We start from the raw sequence: 15484 nt of genomic DNA, 5'->3' as shown, positions 1-15484 counted from the left end.
CTCAATTTCGGGCCATTCGTTCCAGAATTGAACGATTTTCAAATTCTTGAGCCGAAAGACCGGGCCGGCGAATTGCCTGCTTTCATTCGGATAGCTTCGCCGAGCCGATGATCTAGATCAGCAGCAAGCCCTTCATGCTGGAATAGCCCTTGCGACCGATGATGATGTGGTCATGCACGGAAATGCCCAGCCGCTTGGCCGCGTCGATGATCTCCTTGGTCATCTCGATATCGGCACGCGATGGCGTCGGATCGCCCGACGGGTGGTTGTGCACCAGGATGATTGCCGTCGCCGACAGTTCGAGAGCGCGCTTGACCACCTCACGCGGATAGACGGGCGTATGGTCAACAGTGCCGGTCTGCTGCACCTCGTCGGCAATCAGCGTGTTCTTCTTGTCAAGGAACAGGATGCGGAACTGCTCGCGCGCCTCGAAGGCCATGGCTGACCGGCAATAGTCGAGAAGCTGCTGCCAAGAGGAGAGGATTTCGCGGCCATGGACCTCGCTGCGCGCCATGCGCTGGGCCGTCGCCGCAATGACCTTCAGGTCGAGCGCTACCACCGGGCCCACGCCCTTGACCTCCTGGAGGAGGCCGACGGGCGCGCCAAGCACCTCGGCCAGGGTACCGAAGCGGGAGAGCAGCGCCTTGGCGACCGGCTTGGTGTCGGCGCGCGGGATCAGGCGGAAGAGCAGGAGTTCCAGAAGCTCATAGTCGGGCAGGGCGTCGGGACCTGGCGAGGCGAAGCGTTCGCGCAAACGGTCGCGATGGCCGAGATAATGCGGCTTCTCCTCGATCCCCTTGGTCTTCGCGGCAGGCCCGGCTGTCCCAGGAGAGTGCATGGTCGCGGAAAGCTGCGCAGGCTTTTCTGCAAAGAAACTGCGCTCGTCGTCGTCACCTGACATCTCGTCTGCCCCCCAGCTCCCCGACCGCGAGCGCCGGGAGAACGAAACATTAGGCCGGCAGGCCGGGGCGGTCGAGCTTTTTGGGGGAGAGCGTGAAGATCTCGCAGCCGGTGTCAGTCACGCCGATCGTGTGTTCGTATTGCGCCGACAGCGAGCGGTCGCGTGTCACCGCGGTCCAGCCGTCCGACAGAACTTTCACATGCGGCCGGCCGAGGTTGATCATCGGCTCGACGGTGAAGATCATGCCGGGCCGCATCTCGACGCCCTCATTGGCGCTGCCATAATGCAGGATGTTGGGCGCGTCGTGGAACAACTGGCCGACGCCGTGGCCGCAGAAGTCGCGCACCACCGAGCAGCGCTCGCCCTCGGCATAGCTCTGGATGGCCGCGCCAATGACGCCGGTGCGGGCGCCAGGCCTGATCGCGGCAATGCCGCGCATCAGGCATTCGTGGGTGACTTCGAGCAGGCGTTCCGCCGCGCGTTTTATGGTGCCGACGGGGTACATGCGCGAGGAATCGCCGTGCCAGCCGTCGAGGATGTAGGTGACGTCGATGTTGACGATGTCGCCATCCTTCAGCGGCTTGTTGTCGGGGATGCCATGGCAGACGACATGATTGATCGAGGTGCAGGAAGACTTGGTGTAGCCGCGGTAGTTGAGCGTCGCCGGCAGCGCGCCATGATCCATGCCGAACTCGAAAACGAAACGATCTATGGTGTCGGTGGTGACGCCGGGCGCAACCATCGGCACCAGTTCGTCGAGGCAGCGCGCCGTGAGGTCGCATGCCTTGCGCATGCCGGCAAAACCTTCCTCGCCATAGAGGCGGATCTGGCCGGTGTTTCTGAGCGGTGCCGTGACGGCGTCGAGATAAGTGACCATTGGTGTCCGTCTTGCCGGTGTGGCTCTGCAAGGGAGCCGGCGTGAAAATCTCCCCAGATTTGGCACTTGAGGGCAAAAGGTTCAAGGAAGAACTGCCCGGACACGACCAAGCGGCAGGGATATTCGGCGCGCCCCGATGTCCTTGACGCCCTTGTTCCTTCCCTTTCAGTCGACCGTGCGGTAGGGCGAGGGAGGTTTTTGGAGATTTCATGAGCGTCGAGCACGCCAGATTGCCTGAAGCGCCGTTGAAGGCGGCCTGCTCATTGCTGATGAGCCTTGTGCTGCTGGCGATGCTGTCGCTTGGCCGGGCGGAGGTGCCCGTCTTTGCCGGAGCAGCCTCCGGTGTCGCCAGCGCCGGCGTGGAGCGGTCCGGCGAAGCGGCGGCGCTGCTGCGCATCACCGGCAAGGGGCAGGCGCTGGAAGTTCGTTCCGGCCGGCCGGCCCTGGTTAAGTTCGCCGGCGGCCATCCGGCCCTGCCGGCTCGGGACACCGTCTTTTCCTGGTTTGTTTCGGTTCCGCCGGCAGAGGTCGTCGCCGCCGACAGGGACGCCCGCACACCGTGGGCGACTGCCAATCAGCCGCGCGCGCCGCCATCGGTTCCGGCCTGAGCGGTTTCAACCGCTCCTTCACTCAAACCACTTCCTGTTCGCGCCTCGATCCGCGCGGCGGCTTCGGTCGCGCAGCGGTGCGTAGCGCGTCATTTCCGGATTGTTTCCATGCAACGTATCAAGACACTCAAGAGCCTTTCGCGCGCGGCCTGCGCCGCCATTTTCCTTTCCGTCCAGGCGCTCATCTGTATCGGAACCGTCTACTGGGCGCTGACGGAGACGCTCGGCCTTTCGGCGACAGGGGCACTTGTCCTTGGCGGGATTTTCGCTGTGCCGTCTGCTCTCGTGCTGCTTACGGCGGTGCGCATGGCCTTCGATGCGGAGACCGATCCCGCCAACCAGTAGCCGGACCGCCAAGGCGCCCGCGTTCGACAAGGCCGGGCGCCTTGGCGCTTGCTTGCGGCGGCTGCGGCAAAACGTCCATGACCGCGGAGACGCCACATTCCTGCGGTAGCGACCGGCCAGAGCAACTTTTTACGACGGATGGCGTTGCCGCTGGTGACGACAGTTCGGGAGATGGCGGATGGACAGACTGCAATTTGAGGTGCCGGTGCGTATCGCGCCCGGACCCGGCCTACCTGTCGAGGAGATCTACAGCGTCGAACAGGCCCTTGATTTTCTCCAGGCCTGGCCGCTGCGCCGGCAAGGCCCGATTTACCAGAAGGCCTTCAACGCCTGCTTCGGCGCCACCGTGGACGTGGTCAAGACCGAGGATGCCTGCCGGGCGTTCATGGCGTTCTGCCGGGTGACCGGGCTGATGGCCCGGGACATGATGGCGCCGCGCAAGCGCGGTGGCCAGGCGAGAGGGCTGCAAGCCTGAGGTGCGCTGCGCTCTTTCGTTCTCCTGGCCGAACGGCGCATCGATGCCGATGCCATTAAGCTTCCGTTTCCACTTTCGCGGCTACGCCATGCTTGTTCGGCAATGGTTGATTCGTTGCGTCAGTCTCGTGGTTCGGAAGATGTCCCCAGAAAAAATCCGTGCATTCCCGATCGACCGTCAGGCATTCCTGGTTCGGGAGGTGGCTGCCAGGCTCGACAGTTTGCATGGCGACAGCGCCACCTCGTTCTGGAGGGCCAAGGCGACGGAGTTGTTCGATCTCGTCGTCAGATCAGGCAGGGACAGGGCGGCGGCCAGCGACGAGGTGCGCAGGTTCTTCTTCGCCGTGCAAAAAGAGATATCGGCCGGCGCGGCCACTGAGCCGATGCCAATTCTTTCCGCCTGAAGTGCTCCGCAAGGCGTCCCACAGCCGGTCCATGCCACCGCTAGCGGAACAGATATTTTGAAACTTCGGGGTTGCCGCGTCGCCACATGACGTTGTCAAGGAAGTAGTGGTGCACGTTGATGAAGATCAGCACTATGAAGAAGAACAGCGACGAACCCAGGACTTCCTTGTCGTAAGGGATCAAGGCAGTCAGTGCCGCCGGGATCAGCCAGAAACCGAGACCGCCGAGGACCCCGCCGGCGACGACGAACCCCAGGACTCGCGTCCTGTAGATCGGACCAAGAACGGACAGGATTCTGGAGTCCGGAACCTTTTGTGCATCGGGACCGTCACGCTCGACATTGCTTTGATAGCGCCAGACCACGGCCAGGTACTGCAGCGAATGGAGAGCCGGCACCACGAGCAGCCACAGCGGGTTTATTCTCACGACCAAGATCCAAAGATATAGGGACGCGATATAAGCGACGACGCCGTTATACGGCAGGCTGCCGCCATTTTTACTCCAGCGATTGATCAGCATCACGACGGTGGCGGCCGTGGAAGCGGCCGCGGCCGACAGCGCAATCGTGTTGAGCCACGCAGGCGTAGCAAACGTATAATATTCCAAGCCGTAATATTTTGCTTGGCTGACCGCCGTGTTCGTCTGAAGCCATGCGAACAGCCATACGGCATAGCTGTTGACCAGCAAGATTTTCTTGTCCGGATTGGTGAAGAACCTGCGCTTCAACACGGCGTCCACCATCAACATGCCGTAGCCTTGCTTGACGTAGTGCCAGCCCACGAAAAAGAACATCGCGTTGGCTGCGTTTCCGAGCAGCCGGGCGTTCGCCGTTATCGAGCCGTAAGCAAAAAACCCGACCATGAGCAGGGGAACGACAATGCCGGCGAAAATGTAGCGGATCTGGAGGCCCCTGTCGTATCCCTCGCCGCGCACCTTGCTTCCAAAATTGCGATAGAAGAGTTGGTAAGAGTGGGCGAAATGCGGATAGTTTATCAAGTAGGCCAGGAAAAACATCGCCGCCGCAACAAGGCTGTCGTATTTGGTAGGCACGAAGTACAGGGCCGGCAAAATCAGGAATGCGCTGCCGCCAAGCATGAGGAAGTCGGCCAGCGGGCCAAAGAGATATCTTTGTGGCGGCGTCGCCGCAGGAGCTCGAGCATCCGCCGAAAGGTGAACTGCCATATTAGCATCCCCCTGGGAAAGCCGATTTAACCATCGAGCCTTGCCCTCGACAAGGTCGAGGCGGCGGAATGGTCAACACGTAAAATGACGTTTCGGAAGGGGGTGTTACCCTGTCCGGCGCAATAGCTCTTGACGCCGAAAGGAGCGGAGGGGACATCGAGTGAAGCTGGTACGCCCAAGGGGAATCGAACCCCTGTTACCGCCGTGAAAGGGCGGTGTCCTGACCGCTAGACGATGGGCGCGCTCAGATGAAAGCGGCTTATACTGGCGTTGTGCGCAACCGGCAACCCGTCAGGTGCCGGCTTGGACAACTTTTTTCCTGCCTGCCGAAGCGAGTGATTCACGCAGCGCCAGCGGCAATTTTTCTGGCGGCCGTCACCAGCCGCTGCGTGGATTTCCGGGCACTTTTCAGACGATTGCGGAAGCGGCCCGATGCAAATGCATGTCGCTCAAAAGTGAGCTCCGTTTCAGCGCGACGCGCTTTGGCGCGTCCAGCCGAACCGGCCCTGGTCAGCCTTCGCCACCGCTGCGCCGGCGGCAGCGCCAGTTCCAGTCGCGCTCGGGGCCGACGTCGACGTGGACCGATTCGGTGTGGCAGTAGGTGCCGACGCCGCCGCGGCCGGGCATCGTCCTGACGTAGCTCGCCAGCTCCCATTTCGAGACGCCCGGCACCTGGATGTCGGCGGCGGCGCAATACATGTGCAGCGAATTCTTGGCGCCGTTGGCACGGCGGTTGCGGGCGGGGTCGCGATAGCCGGAGGTGACGACCATCTTGCGGCCGTAGTGGCCTTCGATCGTTTTGAGCACGCGCACCAGCGAGGGCTTGAGGCACGCCACGTCGACACTCTCGTTCTGCTTCAAGAGCCCGTTGGGCGCCAGGCGCGCCATGCCGGCGGCGGAAGCTACCTGGTAGAGGCCGCCCGAACCTTCATCCTCGTTGAGGTCGACGTCGCTTTCGTCGTCGAGGCCGGATTTGCGCTTGATCTCGAACAGCGCCGTCTGGCGGACGCCCGGCAGGGCATCGCTGCCGGTGATGTGACCTGAGTCGTCGCCGAGCGAAGCCAGCTGCACCGGTTTCGCCGTGGAATCGGCCGAGGCCAGTGTAATGATCGGCCTTGCCGCCGCCGGGGCGGGCTTGGCCTGCACAGCCGGCTGTTCGCCTGCGCGCGTGTTGACCAGTGGAGCGGGCTTCGCCGAAGCCGGCGTGGCGCCAAACATCGAGGCCAGGAAACCCCTTTTCTTCGGCGCCTCCGCTTGCTGCGCCTCGCCAGCGGTCACATAGACCGGATTGTTCATCGCCGGTGTGGCGGCCTGCTTCGGCGCCGTCACGGCCGCGTCGGCGTCGGCGATCTTCTGCGCCGCCGCATCGGTCTGCTGCGCCGTCTGCGGCTGCTGCTCCAGCGATTGCGGCGTGTTTCCGGCAATCGTTTCAGCTTCAGCCGGCGCGGTGAGCGGGAAGGCCGCCTGCGGCTTGGTAATCGGCACGTAGGCGACCGTCTCGGGCAGCGCTGTGTCGCCTTCCGCCATCACGGTGGTCTGCGTGGTCGCCGTCTGCGACGACGAATCGCCGGCCACGATCGGCTTGTTTGTCGAGGCTGCGTTGATGTCCGACGCGGAGGCATTGTAGCCGGGCATGCCAACCGACATTGTGGGGTCGCCGGCCGAGGTGCAGGAGGCCAGGAGCACGGAGCAGAGCGCCGCCGCAATGGTGCGGCGTTCTCCCTTCGCGAGGCTCCACCCTGCTGATTTCAAAGTCAAATTCCCCCTCGATATCCGATCGGTATATCCTTGGCGCGGCGTCCGAACGGCTGCGTCGAGGTGCCCCTTGTCTCCGATCCGGAAACGAGACCTGTGTCAAATCAGCAAGCCTGGAAGTATTTTTGCGGCAATTGCCGAATTTAGGCGGCAAGATGGTTGACGACACCATTTCGCCCGCTTTTACGGGTCCGTCAACTCACCAGACATTACAGTCGGTTACACACGCACCTTGACATAGGTGCCGGGGGCATCACCAAAAGTTTTCATATGCTTGCCTGCTTTGCGGGCAGGCACGCGATTGTTGTCCTTAGCCTCTATCCAGCTCTGCCAGTGCGGCCACCAGGAGCCAGGATGGTCGGTGGCCCTTGCGATCCACTCGCCGAAGTCGCCCTCCGGCTTGCCGCCGGTCCAGTACTGGTACTTGCCCGATGCGGGCGGGTTGACGACGCCGGCGATATGACCGGAGCCCGCCATCACGTATTCGACCTCGCCACCGAAATATTTCGAGCCGAGGAAGACGGACAGCGCGGGAGCGATGTGGTCTTCCCTAGAGGCGAGGTTGTAGACGGGAATCTTGATGTCGGCGAGCGAAACGGTGCGTCCGGCAAGTTCCATCCTGCCGCGCGAGAGGTTGTTCTCGAGATAGCAGTTGCGCAAATAGAAGGAGTGGTTGGCCGCCGCCATGCGTGTCGAATCGGCATTCCAGTAAAGCAGGTCGAATGGCAGGGGATCCTTGCCGCGCATGTAGTTGTTGACGACATAGGGCCAGATCAGGTCGCCCGAGCGCAGCATGTTGAAGGCGGTCGCCATCTTGGTGCCGTCGAGATAGCCCTTTTCGTTCATCGCCTTTTCCACCGCCGCGACCTGTTCCTCGTCGACGAACACCTTGAGGTCGCCGGCATAGGTGAAATCGACCTGGGTGGTGAAGAAGGTCGCCGATTTGATGCGATCGTCACCCTCCTGCGCCAGCAGGGCAAGTGCCGCCGCCAGCAACGTGCCGCCGACGCAGTAGCCGATAGCGTTGACCTCTTTCTCGCCTGTGGCCTTCTCGATAGTGTCGAGGCCGTATTGCAGCCCCTCTCTTGTATAAGCCTCCCAGTTCTTCATGCCGTGGCGTTCATCAGGGTTGATCCAGGAGATGACGAACACGGTGTGGCCCTGTTCGATCGCCCAGCGGATGAAGGATTTCTGCGGGTTGAGGTCGAGTATGTAGAACTTGTTGATCCAGGGCGGGCAGATCAGCAGCGGCCGTTTCAGCACCGTCTCGGTGGCGGGATCGTATTGAATGATCTCGGCGACGTCGCTGCGGCCGACCACCTTGCCGGGGGTGGTGGCGATGTTGCGGCCGATCTCGAAGGGCGAGTAGTCGGCCTGACGCAGCTTCAGGTCGCCCTTGCCGGCGGCGATGTCCTCGGCCAGCATCTTCATGCCGCGCACAAGATTTTCGCCGTTCGAGGCGATGGTTTCGCGAAACAGTTCCGGATTGGTCAGGATGAAATTCGACGGCGAGATGGCGTTGGACACCTGCTTGACGTAGAAGCTCGCCTTGTGGCGGGTGTGGTCATCCAGGCCTTCGGCGTGCTCGACAAGATCAGCCGCCCAGCGCGAGGTGACGAGATAGGCCTGTTTCAAGAAATCGAAGAAGGCGTTGCGGCCCCATTCCGGATCCTGGAAACGCTTGTCGCCGCGCTCCGGCTTGACCGCGTCCTCGGTTCGCTCGGCATCGGGGCTGACGCGCTGGATGGCGTTCGCCCAAACCGTCATATAGCCGGCGAACAGCCGCGTCTGCGCTTCGAGCGCGCGTTGTGGGTCGGCAAGCCAGTATTCGCTGAGCTTGGAGAAGGTCTTCACCATGTCGACGACCGGTTCGGCGACATGGTCGCGCACTTCGCCCTTCTCGCGCGGCTCGGCCCAGGCGGAAGCCGCCTTGCCGGCCTGCTCGATCATGCGCGCCATGTTCAGGGCGAAGCGTTCCGGGTCCTTCACCAGATATTGCTCGACCGTCGAAGGTCCGCCATCTTCCGCTTTGCCCGAATCGGGTGTTTTGGACATGGTGCGCGGGGTTCCTCCCGAAGCGTTTTCTTGACATATTACCATGGGACATCCGACTGGGTCCAACCTCGCTCTACCCCGGCTGCCAAGGAAACAATATGACGATTAACATTGGCGAGACTGTTTTTTTCGGCGCCGGTCGTTTTTGCCGCATCGGTGCGGCAATTGCCCTGCTGTGCCTTGGGGCCTGCTCGAGCACCAATACCAGCGGCCCGGTGCCCATCGCCACATCAGCGGGACCGAAGGATACCGGCACCTTTCCGAACCTGAACATCCCGCCGAAAGTAGCGGCCAAACAGTTCACCGATGCCGAGAGGAATGCCAGGCTCGCGGAATTGAAGGGGGACGAAAGTGCGCAGGCAGCCAATGGCGGCGCCCCCAACGTCACCAATCAGGCGGCGCTGACGGACCTGGCCAGCAAGCATGGCGCGCAGACGCTGAAGCAGATCGAAGGCAAATGCGACCCCACCCTCGACCCTACCTGCAAATAAGTATATAGCGCGCGCCCAAGGCACTTGCCGACACGGCGCGCCTTGCCAAACGCCAAGTGATGTCTGGAACTGCCATGGAAGAGTTTCACAAGGTCCGCCGGCTTCCGCCCTATGTCTTCGAGCAGGTCAACCGGCTCAAGGCCAGCGCCCGCTCGCGCGGCGCCGACATCATCGACCTCGGCATGGGCAATCCGGACCTGCCGACGCCCAAGGCAATCGTCGACAAGTTGTGCGAAGTGGTGCGCGATCCGCGCACCCATCGCTATTCCTCCTCGCGCGGCATTCCGGGCCTGCGCCGCGCCCAGGCCGCTTACTATCAGCGCCGCTTCGGCGTGAAGCTTGATCCCGATACGCAAGTGGTGGCAACGCTGGGTTCGAAAGAGGGCTTCGCCAACATGGCGCAGGCGATCACCGCCCCTGGCGACGTGATCCTGTGCCCGAATCCAACCTACCCGATCCATGCTTTCGGCTTCATCATGTCGGGCGGCGTCATCCGGTCGCTGCAGGTGGAACCCGATGACGGTTTCATCCCGGCGGTCGAGCGCGGCATCCGCCATTCGATTCCGAAGCCGCTGGCGCTGATCCTCAACTACCCGTCGAACCCGACGGCGCTGGTCGCCTCGCTCGATTTTTACAAGGACGTGGTGGCGTTCGCGAAGAAGAACGACATCATCATCCTGTCGGACCTTGCCTATTCGGAGATCTATTTCGACGGCAATCCGCCGCCTTCGGTGCTGCAGGTGCCGGGCGCGATCGACGTTTGCGTCGAGTTCACCTCCATGTCGAAGACCTTCTCCATGCCCGGCTGGCGCATGGGCTTTGCGGTTGGCAACGAGCGGCTTATCTCGGCGCTGACCCGGGTGAAATCCTATCTCGATTACGGTGCGTTCACCCCGATCCAGGTGGCGGCCGCACACGCGCTCAACGGCGATGGCGCCGACATCGCCGAAGTGCGCGACATCTACCACAAGCGGCGCGACGTGATGGTGGATGCCTTCGGCCGCGCGGGCTGGACCATTCCGGCTCCGGCTGCGTCCATGTTCGCCTGGGCGCCGATTCCCGAGCCGTTCCGCCATCTCGGCTCGCTCGAATTCTCCAAGCTGCTCATCGAACATGCCGACGTTGCGGTGGCGCCAGGCGTCGGCTTCGGCGAACACGGCGATGATTTCGTGCGTGTCGCGCTGGTCGAGAACGAGCACCGGATCCGGCAGGCGGCGCGCAACATCAAGCGCTTCCTGGCGACCAGTGCCAAGCAACCCAACAATGTCGTGCCGCTTTCCGCCCATCGGTAAGCTTTCCGCACACAATTTCGTTTGATCTTTCGGGGGACATCGCCGGCCATGGCTGAAGCTCTGCGTGTTGGAATTGCCGGCCTCGGCACGGTCGGCGCCTCGGTGGCGCGCGTGCTGCGCGACAAGGCGGCGGAGCTGATACGGCAGTGTGGGCGCGACATCGTCGTGTCGGCGGTTTCGGCGCGTGATCCCAAGCGCGACCGCGGCGTCGATCTCAATGCCGCGAAATGGTTCGACGATCCGGTCAAGATGGCGCAGGCCGCCGAGATCGACGTTTTCGTCGAGCTGATCGGCGGCGACGAGGGGCCGGCGTTCGCGGCGGTCAGGGCGGCGCTCGAAGCCGGCCGCCATGTCGTTACCGCGAACAAGGCGCTGCTGGCCAAACATGGTGTCGTACTGGCCGAGATCGCCGAGAAGAAGGGCGTGCTGCTCAACTACGAGGCCGCGGTGGCGGGCGGCATTCCGGTTATCAAGACGATGCGCGAGGCGATGGCCGGCAACTCGGTCACCCGCGTCTTCGGTATTCTCAACGGTACCTGCAACTATGTCCTGACCCGGATGGAGGCCGAAGGCATCTCGTTCGACGCCTGCCTCAAGGACGCGCAGCGGCTGGGCTATGCCGAGGCCGACCCGACCTTCGACATCGAAGGCCATGACACCGCGCACAAACTGTCGATCCTGACCAGCTTGGCCTTCGGCACCAAGATCGCCGCCAACGACATCTACATGGAAGGCATCTCGAACATCACCCAGGCCGATATCCGTGCGGCCGGCGATCTCGGCTACCGGATCAAGCTACTTGGCGTTGCCCAGCGCACCGAGAGCGGCATCGAGCAGCGCGTGCATCCGACCATGGTGCCGACGGCCTCGGTGATCGCGCAGGTCCACGGCGTCATCAATGCGGTGGCGATCGAGACCGACATCCTCGGCGAACTGCTGCTCTCCGGCCCCGGCGCCGGCGGCAATGCCACCGCCTCGGCCGTCATCGGCGACATCGCCGATATCGCAAAGAGCCGTCCCGGCTTCCAGCACGGCCCGGTATTCGGCAGGCCGGCGAGGGAATTGAAGCCTTACAAGAAGGCGCAGATGCGCAGCCATGCCGGCGGCTACTTCATCCGGCTGACCGTGCATGACCGCATCGGCGTGTTCGCGGCCATCGCCAAGCGCATGGCCGACAACGATATCTCGCTGGAATCGATCGTCCAGCACGCGATCAGCGGCGAAGCGGCGGCGCAAAAGACGGTGATCCTCGTCACCCACGAGACCACCGAAGCTGCGGTGCGCAAGGCCGTGGACGGTATCACCAAGGATGGTCACCTGACCGACAAGCCGCAGGTCATCCGGATCGAACGGGCAGGATAGATATTTCCTTCCGTCGCCTACCACGGGATTGCTGCGACGATACTGTTGCGGCCGATGCCGCTGCTTGGCTCGCCGGAACCAATCCCGGCCAGCGCCGTTCTCCCGAGGTGCAAACCGAGGGAATGCCAATGGCCGAAACATCGAAATCCGACACCCCCCAGATCGACGACATCCAAAAGACGCTCGAAAAGCAGATCGCCGATCTGCGCAAGGAGATCACCAGGATCAACAAGAGCCTTTCGGAGCGAGGTGCGGAACTGGTTGACGAGGCCTCGGCTCAGGCATCCGATGTCTACGACAGCGCGGCGAGCCGTGCGTCGCGAACGGCTCAGCAGTTGCGCAGCCAGGCGCAGGCGGTCTCGGAGGTCGCGCGGGAAAATCCGGGCACGACGACGGCTGTGGTCGGCGTCATCGGGCTGCTGGGTTTTCTGGCCGGCCTCGCCGTTGGCCAATCGATGAATGACACCCAGCGCCGCTGGTATTGATCCGGTAACGACCGAACCGGGTTTGCCGGCTTACCTGTCCATCGAGCAATTTCCAGGGGAGCACCATGGCTTCTTCCGTCCTGATCGGTATTCTGATCACGTTCCTCGTGATCATTCTGGTGCTTTATCTCATTCAGCGATTGCCGCTGGATGCCAGGATGCGGCAGATCGCGCAGATCATCGTCATCATCATCGGCATCGTTTCGCTATTGAAATATCTGGCCGTGTTTTAGATCTCGATACCTACTTTGAAAGCGGCCCAAGTTCGCCGGAATCGTGCTATCCATAGTTTAATCGATTGATATTGCAGGCTTTTCGAGAAAACCTTCGAGAGGTCTTGCCGTTGTCATGCTCGTTTGACACAAGAGGCGCGCCTCCGGCGGGAGGCGGCATGCGAACGAGGATCGACCTGATGAACGTGGCCCACAACATTATCGCCGGACTTGACCGGATACTCACCATGGAACTGGTGCGCGTCACCGAACGCGCCGCCGTCGCGGCCGCCAGGCTGCGCGGACGGGGTGACGAAAAGGCCGCCGACCAGGTCGCGGTGGACGCCATGCGCCAGGAGCTCAATCGCCTCGCCATCAAGGGCACGGTGGTGATCGGCGAAGGCGAGCGGGACGAGGCGCCGATGCTCTATATCGGAGAGGAGGTCGGCACCGGCAAAGGCCCGGCGGTCGACATTGCGCTCGACCCGCTGGAAGGCACCACGATCTGCGCCAAGAACCTGCCCAACGCGCTGGCCGTGATCGCCATCGCCGAGAAGGGCAGCCTGCTGTTCGCGCCCGACGTCTACATGGACAAGATCGCCATCGGCCCGGGCTATGCCGAGGGCGTCATCGACATCGATGCCTCGCCGGCCGAAAACATAGCCAGCCTGGCACAGGCCAAGGGCGTCGCGGTGTCCGACGTTACCGCTTGCATCCTCGACCGTCCGCGCCATGGCAAGCTGATCGACGCCGTGCGCGCCACCGGGGCGGCAATCCGGCTGATCGGCGATGGCGACGTCGCCGGTGTCATCCACACCACCGATCCCGAGGAAACCGGCATCGACATCTATCTCGGCATTGGCGGCGCGCCGGAGGGCGTGCTGGCCGCCGCGGCGCTGCGCTGCACGGGTGGCCAGATGCAGGGCCGCTTGATCCTCGACACGCCCGAAAAGGTCGCCCGCGCCGGCAAGATGGGTATTGCCGACCCGAAGCGGGTCTACCGGGCCGAGGACATGGCGCGCGGCGATGTGTTGTTCGCGGCCACCGGCGTCACCGACGGCAACATGCTGGCAGGGGTCAAGTTCGGCCGCAACTACATCACAACGCACACGATCGTGCTGCGCTCGTCGTCGCGCACCGTGCGCGAGATCAAGGCCCGGCATCAGGACCTGGAAAAGTTTTGATGCATTCCTGACTGGCCGTCGCATATTGTGGGCAATGATCATCCGCAAACGTCGCCTCGCATGACGGGCGAGAGACGCCTTTTTCTCGATGTCCGACAGTCGGCCACCGGTGTTTCCTGGGAACATCGGCTGACCGAGCGGCAGGACATGGTCGCGCTTGCCATCGCACAGGGGCACGGCGTGCCCGATATCGTCGCGCGCGTGCTTGCCGGACGTGGCGTGACGGCGGAACAGGCGGAGCGCTTTCTCGACCCGACGATCCGCGACCTGCTGCCGGACCCGGCTTCGCTGACCGACATGGACAAGGCGGCCATTCGAATAGCCGCCGCGGTGATGGCCCGGGAGAAGGTGGCGATCTTCGGCGACTACGATGTCGATGGCGCCGCCTCGTCGGCCTTGCTCAAACGCTTCCTCGCGCATTTCTCGATATCGTCGGAAATCTACATTCCCGATCGTATCTTCGAGGGTTACGGTCCCAATCCCGAAGCCATGCGCGAGCTCATCTCGCGCGGCGCGACGCTGATCGTCACCGTCGATTGCGGCACCAACAGCGCGGCTTCCATCGACGCGGCCAATGCCGCCGGTGCCGATGTCGTGGTGCTCGACCATCATCAGGTCGGCGGCGCCTTGCCGGCGGCACACGCGGTGGTCAACCCCAACCGCGACGACGACCTTTCCGGGCAGGGCCATCTCTGCGCCGCCGGAGTGGTTTTTCTCGCGCTGGTGCAGACGGCCAAGGTCCTGCGCGGCCGGCTGGCCGACGCCACGCCGCCGGACCTGCTCTCGCTGCTCGATCTCGTGGCGCTGGCCACGGTCTGCGATGTGGTGCCGCTCACCGGCGTCAACCGTGCCTTCGTCGTCAAGGGCTTGCAAGTGGCGCGCCAGCAGAAGAACGAGGGAATGTCTGCGCTGGCGCGGGTCTCGCGCGTCGGCGAGCCGCTCAGCACCTTCCATCTGGCCTACCTGATCGGACCGCGCATAAACGCCGGCGGGCGCATCGGCGACGCCGCCCTCGGCAGCCGGCTGCTTGCGACCGACGATCCGGTCGAGGCCCGCACCATCGCCGAGACGCTCGATCGGCTCAACCAGGAGCGGCAGCTGATGGAACACGAGATGCTGGCCGCGGCGCGTGCCGAGGCCGATGCCGAGCTTGCCGGCGGCAGCGGGCCGGCCATCGTCGTTACCGCTAGCACCAACTGGCATCCCGGCATCGTCGGCCTGCTTGCCTCCAGGCTCAAGGACCATGCCCGACGGCCGGCCTTCGCCATCGCCTTCAACGCCACCGGCACCGGCACCGGTTCAGGTCGCTCGGTGTCGGGCTTCGATCTCGGCCGGCTGGTGCGCGAAGCCGCAGATGCCGGGCTGATCGTCAAGGGCGGCGGCCATGGCATGGCAGCCGGCATTACCGTCGAGCGCACGCGGCTCGGCGAGCTCAGGGCATTTTTCGAGGAGCGCGCAGCAGCCGACGTGTTCCGATTGCAAGACGAGGAAAGCCTGGCGATCGACGGCGCGCTTGCCGCCGAGGGTGCGACGCTGGCCTTGCTGGATGCGCTGGAAAAGGCCGGCCCGTTCGGTGCAGGGCATGTCGCGCCTGTTTTCGCGCTGCCTCGCCATCGGCTGGCCGACGCCCGGCTGGTCGGCACCAACCACATCCGCGCCGACCTCCAGTCGGGCAGTGGCGGTCGCATCCAGGCGATCGCCTTTCGTGCCGTCGACACGGTGCTCGGCGACTTCCTGTTCAAGAACCGTGGTAAGACGATCCACGTCGCCGGCTCATTGTCGGGCAATTACTGGAACGGCAATCGCAGCGTGCAGTTCCGCATCGTCGACGCGGCACGCGCCTGATGCGTCTTTGA

16 protein-coding genes and 1 tRNA gene are annotated in these 15484 nt (G+C 63.3%); 11 read left to right on the top strand and 6 right to left on the bottom strand.

Annotated features, from left to right (window positions below; all coding sequences use genetic code 11):
* Positions 1–112 precede the first annotated feature (112 nt).
* A complete protein-coding gene (radC, locus tag FJ979_RS00410; protein ID WP_140579735.1) occupies positions 113–901 on the bottom strand; it encodes a DNA repair protein RadC in 789 nt (262 codons plus the stop codon).
* Positions 902–950: 49 nt separating this feature from the next.
* The gene (gene map, locus FJ979_RS00405; protein ID WP_140579733.1) at positions 951–1778 is read right to left on the bottom strand and encodes a type I methionyl aminopeptidase; all 828 of its coding nucleotides are present in this window, start codon (positions 1776–1778) and stop codon (positions 951–953) included.
* Positions 1779–1987: 209 nt separating this feature from the next.
* Between map and FJ979_RS00400 the strand changes: the two genes are divergently transcribed.
* The 4 genes from FJ979_RS00400 (at position 1988) to FJ979_RS00385 (ending at position 3609) form a co-directional block, all read left to right on the top strand.
* A complete protein-coding gene (locus tag FJ979_RS00400) occupies positions 1988–2386 on the top strand; it encodes a hypothetical protein (protein ID WP_140521011.1) in 399 nt (132 codons plus the stop codon).
* 108 nt (positions 2387–2494) lie between these two features.
* Positions 2495–2731 carry a hypothetical protein gene (locus FJ979_RS00395; protein ID WP_140547213.1) on the top strand — a complete coding sequence of 79 codons (237 nt, stop codon included), beginning with the start codon at positions 2495–2497 and terminating at the stop codon, positions 2729–2731.
* A 178-nt stretch (positions 2732–2909) separates the two neighbouring features.
* Complete coding sequence (locus FJ979_RS00390; RefSeq protein WP_140517077.1) at positions 2910–3206, top strand: DUF982 domain-containing protein; 297 nt, start codon at positions 2910–2912, stop codon at positions 3204–3206.
* Position 3207: 1 nt separating this feature from the next.
* Positions 3208–3609 (top strand): DUF6074 family protein, encoded by a 402-nt coding sequence (locus FJ979_RS00385; protein WP_224646992.1) that lies wholly within the window; start codon positions 3208–3210, stop codon positions 3607–3609.
* 40 nt (positions 3610–3649) lie between these two features.
* On the opposite strand, the gene FJ979_RS00380 is transcribed toward FJ979_RS00385, so the two are convergent.
* The 4 genes from FJ979_RS00380 to phaC form a co-directional block, all read right to left on the bottom strand.
* Positions 3650–4792 (bottom strand): hypothetical protein, encoded by a 1143-nt coding sequence (locus FJ979_RS00380; RefSeq protein WP_140555339.1) that lies wholly within the window; start codon positions 4790–4792, stop codon positions 3650–3652.
* A gap of 167 nt (positions 4793–4959) precedes the next feature.
* Positions 4960–5034, bottom strand: a tRNA-Glu gene (locus FJ979_RS00375).
* Positions 5035–5302: 268 nt separating this feature from the next.
* A complete protein-coding gene (locus FJ979_RS00370; RefSeq protein WP_140579731.1) occupies positions 5303–6550 on the bottom strand; it encodes a YcbK family protein in 1248 nt (415 codons plus the stop codon).
* A gap of 216 nt (positions 6551–6766) precedes the next feature.
* Complete coding sequence (phaC, locus tag FJ979_RS00365; RefSeq protein ID WP_140521007.1) at positions 6767–8602, bottom strand: class I poly(R)-hydroxyalkanoic acid synthase; 1836 nt, start codon at positions 8600–8602, stop codon at positions 6767–6769.
* A gap of 98 nt (positions 8603–8700) precedes the next feature.
* Here phaC and FJ979_RS00360 point away from each other — a divergent pair, with 98 nt between their 5' ends.
* The 7 genes from FJ979_RS00360 (at position 8701) to recJ (ending at position 15473) form a co-directional block, all read left to right on the top strand.
* On the top strand, positions 8701–9093 hold the full coding sequence (locus FJ979_RS00360; protein WP_140495819.1) for a hypothetical protein: 393 nt from the start codon (positions 8701–8703) through the stop codon (positions 9091–9093).
* Between the two features lie 74 nt (positions 9094–9167).
* Complete coding sequence (locus FJ979_RS00355; RefSeq protein WP_140495820.1) at positions 9168–10385, top strand: LL-diaminopimelate aminotransferase; 1218 nt, start codon at positions 9168–9170, stop codon at positions 10383–10385.
* Between the two features lie 48 nt (positions 10386–10433).
* Positions 10434–11747 (top strand): homoserine dehydrogenase, encoded by a 1314-nt coding sequence (locus FJ979_RS00350; protein WP_140579729.1) that lies wholly within the window; start codon positions 10434–10436, stop codon positions 11745–11747.
* A gap of 128 nt (positions 11748–11875) precedes the next feature.
* Positions 11876–12232 (top strand): hypothetical protein, encoded by a 357-nt coding sequence (locus FJ979_RS00345; RefSeq protein ID WP_140517065.1) that lies wholly within the window; start codon positions 11876–11878, stop codon positions 12230–12232.
* Between the two features lie 65 nt (positions 12233–12297).
* Complete coding sequence (locus FJ979_RS00340) at positions 12298–12465, top strand: Thivi_2564 family membrane protein (RefSeq protein ID WP_140495823.1); 168 nt, start codon at positions 12298–12300, stop codon at positions 12463–12465.
* 179 nt (positions 12466–12644) lie between these two features.
* The gene (gene glpX / locus FJ979_RS00335) at positions 12645–13628 is read left to right on the top strand and encodes a class II fructose-bisphosphatase (RefSeq protein ID WP_140580053.1); all 984 of its coding nucleotides are present in this window, start codon (positions 12645–12647) and stop codon (positions 13626–13628) included.
* A 60-nt stretch (positions 13629–13688) separates the two neighbouring features.
* A complete protein-coding gene (gene recJ / locus FJ979_RS00330) occupies positions 13689–15473 on the top strand; it encodes a single-stranded-DNA-specific exonuclease RecJ (protein ID WP_140495824.1) in 1785 nt (594 codons plus the stop codon).
* Positions 15474–15484: the final 11 nt, after the last annotated feature.

The organism is Mesorhizobium sp. B1-1-6 (assembly GCF_006443035.1).
Lineage (GTDB): Bacteria > Pseudomonadota > Alphaproteobacteria > Rhizobiales > Rhizobiaceae > Mesorhizobium.
Note: the sequence above shows the minus strand (reverse complement) of the source record. Positions and strands in the feature narration are given on the sequence as shown.

Excerpts from the sequence above, each read along its gene's own strand:
- radC (WP_140579735.1), bottom strand. The coding sequence starts at position 901 with ATGTCAGGTGACGACGACGAGCGCAGTTTCTTTGCAGAAAAGCCTGCG.
- map (WP_140579733.1), bottom strand. The coding sequence starts at position 1,778 with ATGGTCACTTATCTCGACGCCGTCACGGCACCGCTCAGAAACACCGGC.
- FJ979_RS00400 (WP_140521011.1), top strand. The coding sequence starts at position 1,988 with ATGAGCGTCGAGCACGCCAGATTGCCTGAAGCGCCGTTGAAGGCGGCC.
- FJ979_RS00395 (WP_140547213.1), top strand. The coding sequence starts at position 2,495 with ATGCAACGTATCAAGACACTCAAGAGCCTTTCGCGCGCGGCCTGCGCC.
- FJ979_RS00390 (WP_140517077.1), top strand. The coding sequence starts at position 2,910 with ATGGACAGACTGCAATTTGAGGTGCCGGTGCGTATCGCGCCCGGACCC.
- FJ979_RS00380 (WP_140555339.1), bottom strand. The coding sequence starts at position 4,792 with ATGGCAGTTCACCTTTCGGCGGATGCTCGAGCTCCTGCGGCGACGCCG.
- phaC (WP_140521007.1), bottom strand. The coding sequence starts at position 8,602 with ATGTCCAAAACACCCGATTCGGGCAAAGCGGAAGATGGCGGACCTTCG.
- FJ979_RS00360 (WP_140495819.1), top strand. The coding sequence starts at position 8,701 with ATGACGATTAACATTGGCGAGACTGTTTTTTTCGGCGCCGGTCGTTTT.
- FJ979_RS00355 (WP_140495820.1), top strand. The coding sequence starts at position 9,168 with ATGGAAGAGTTTCACAAGGTCCGCCGGCTTCCGCCCTATGTCTTCGAG.
- FJ979_RS00350 (WP_140579729.1), top strand. The coding sequence starts at position 10,434 with ATGGCTGAAGCTCTGCGTGTTGGAATTGCCGGCCTCGGCACGGTCGGC.
- FJ979_RS00345 (WP_140517065.1), top strand. The coding sequence starts at position 11,876 with ATGGCCGAAACATCGAAATCCGACACCCCCCAGATCGACGACATCCAA.
- FJ979_RS00340 (WP_140495823.1), top strand. The coding sequence starts at position 12,298 with ATGGCTTCTTCCGTCCTGATCGGTATTCTGATCACGTTCCTCGTGATC.
- glpX (WP_140580053.1), top strand. The coding sequence starts at position 12,645 with ATGAACGTGGCCCACAACATTATCGCCGGACTTGACCGGATACTCACC.
- recJ (WP_140495824.1), top strand. The coding sequence starts at position 13,689 with ATGACGGGCGAGAGACGCCTTTTTCTCGATGTCCGACAGTCGGCCACC.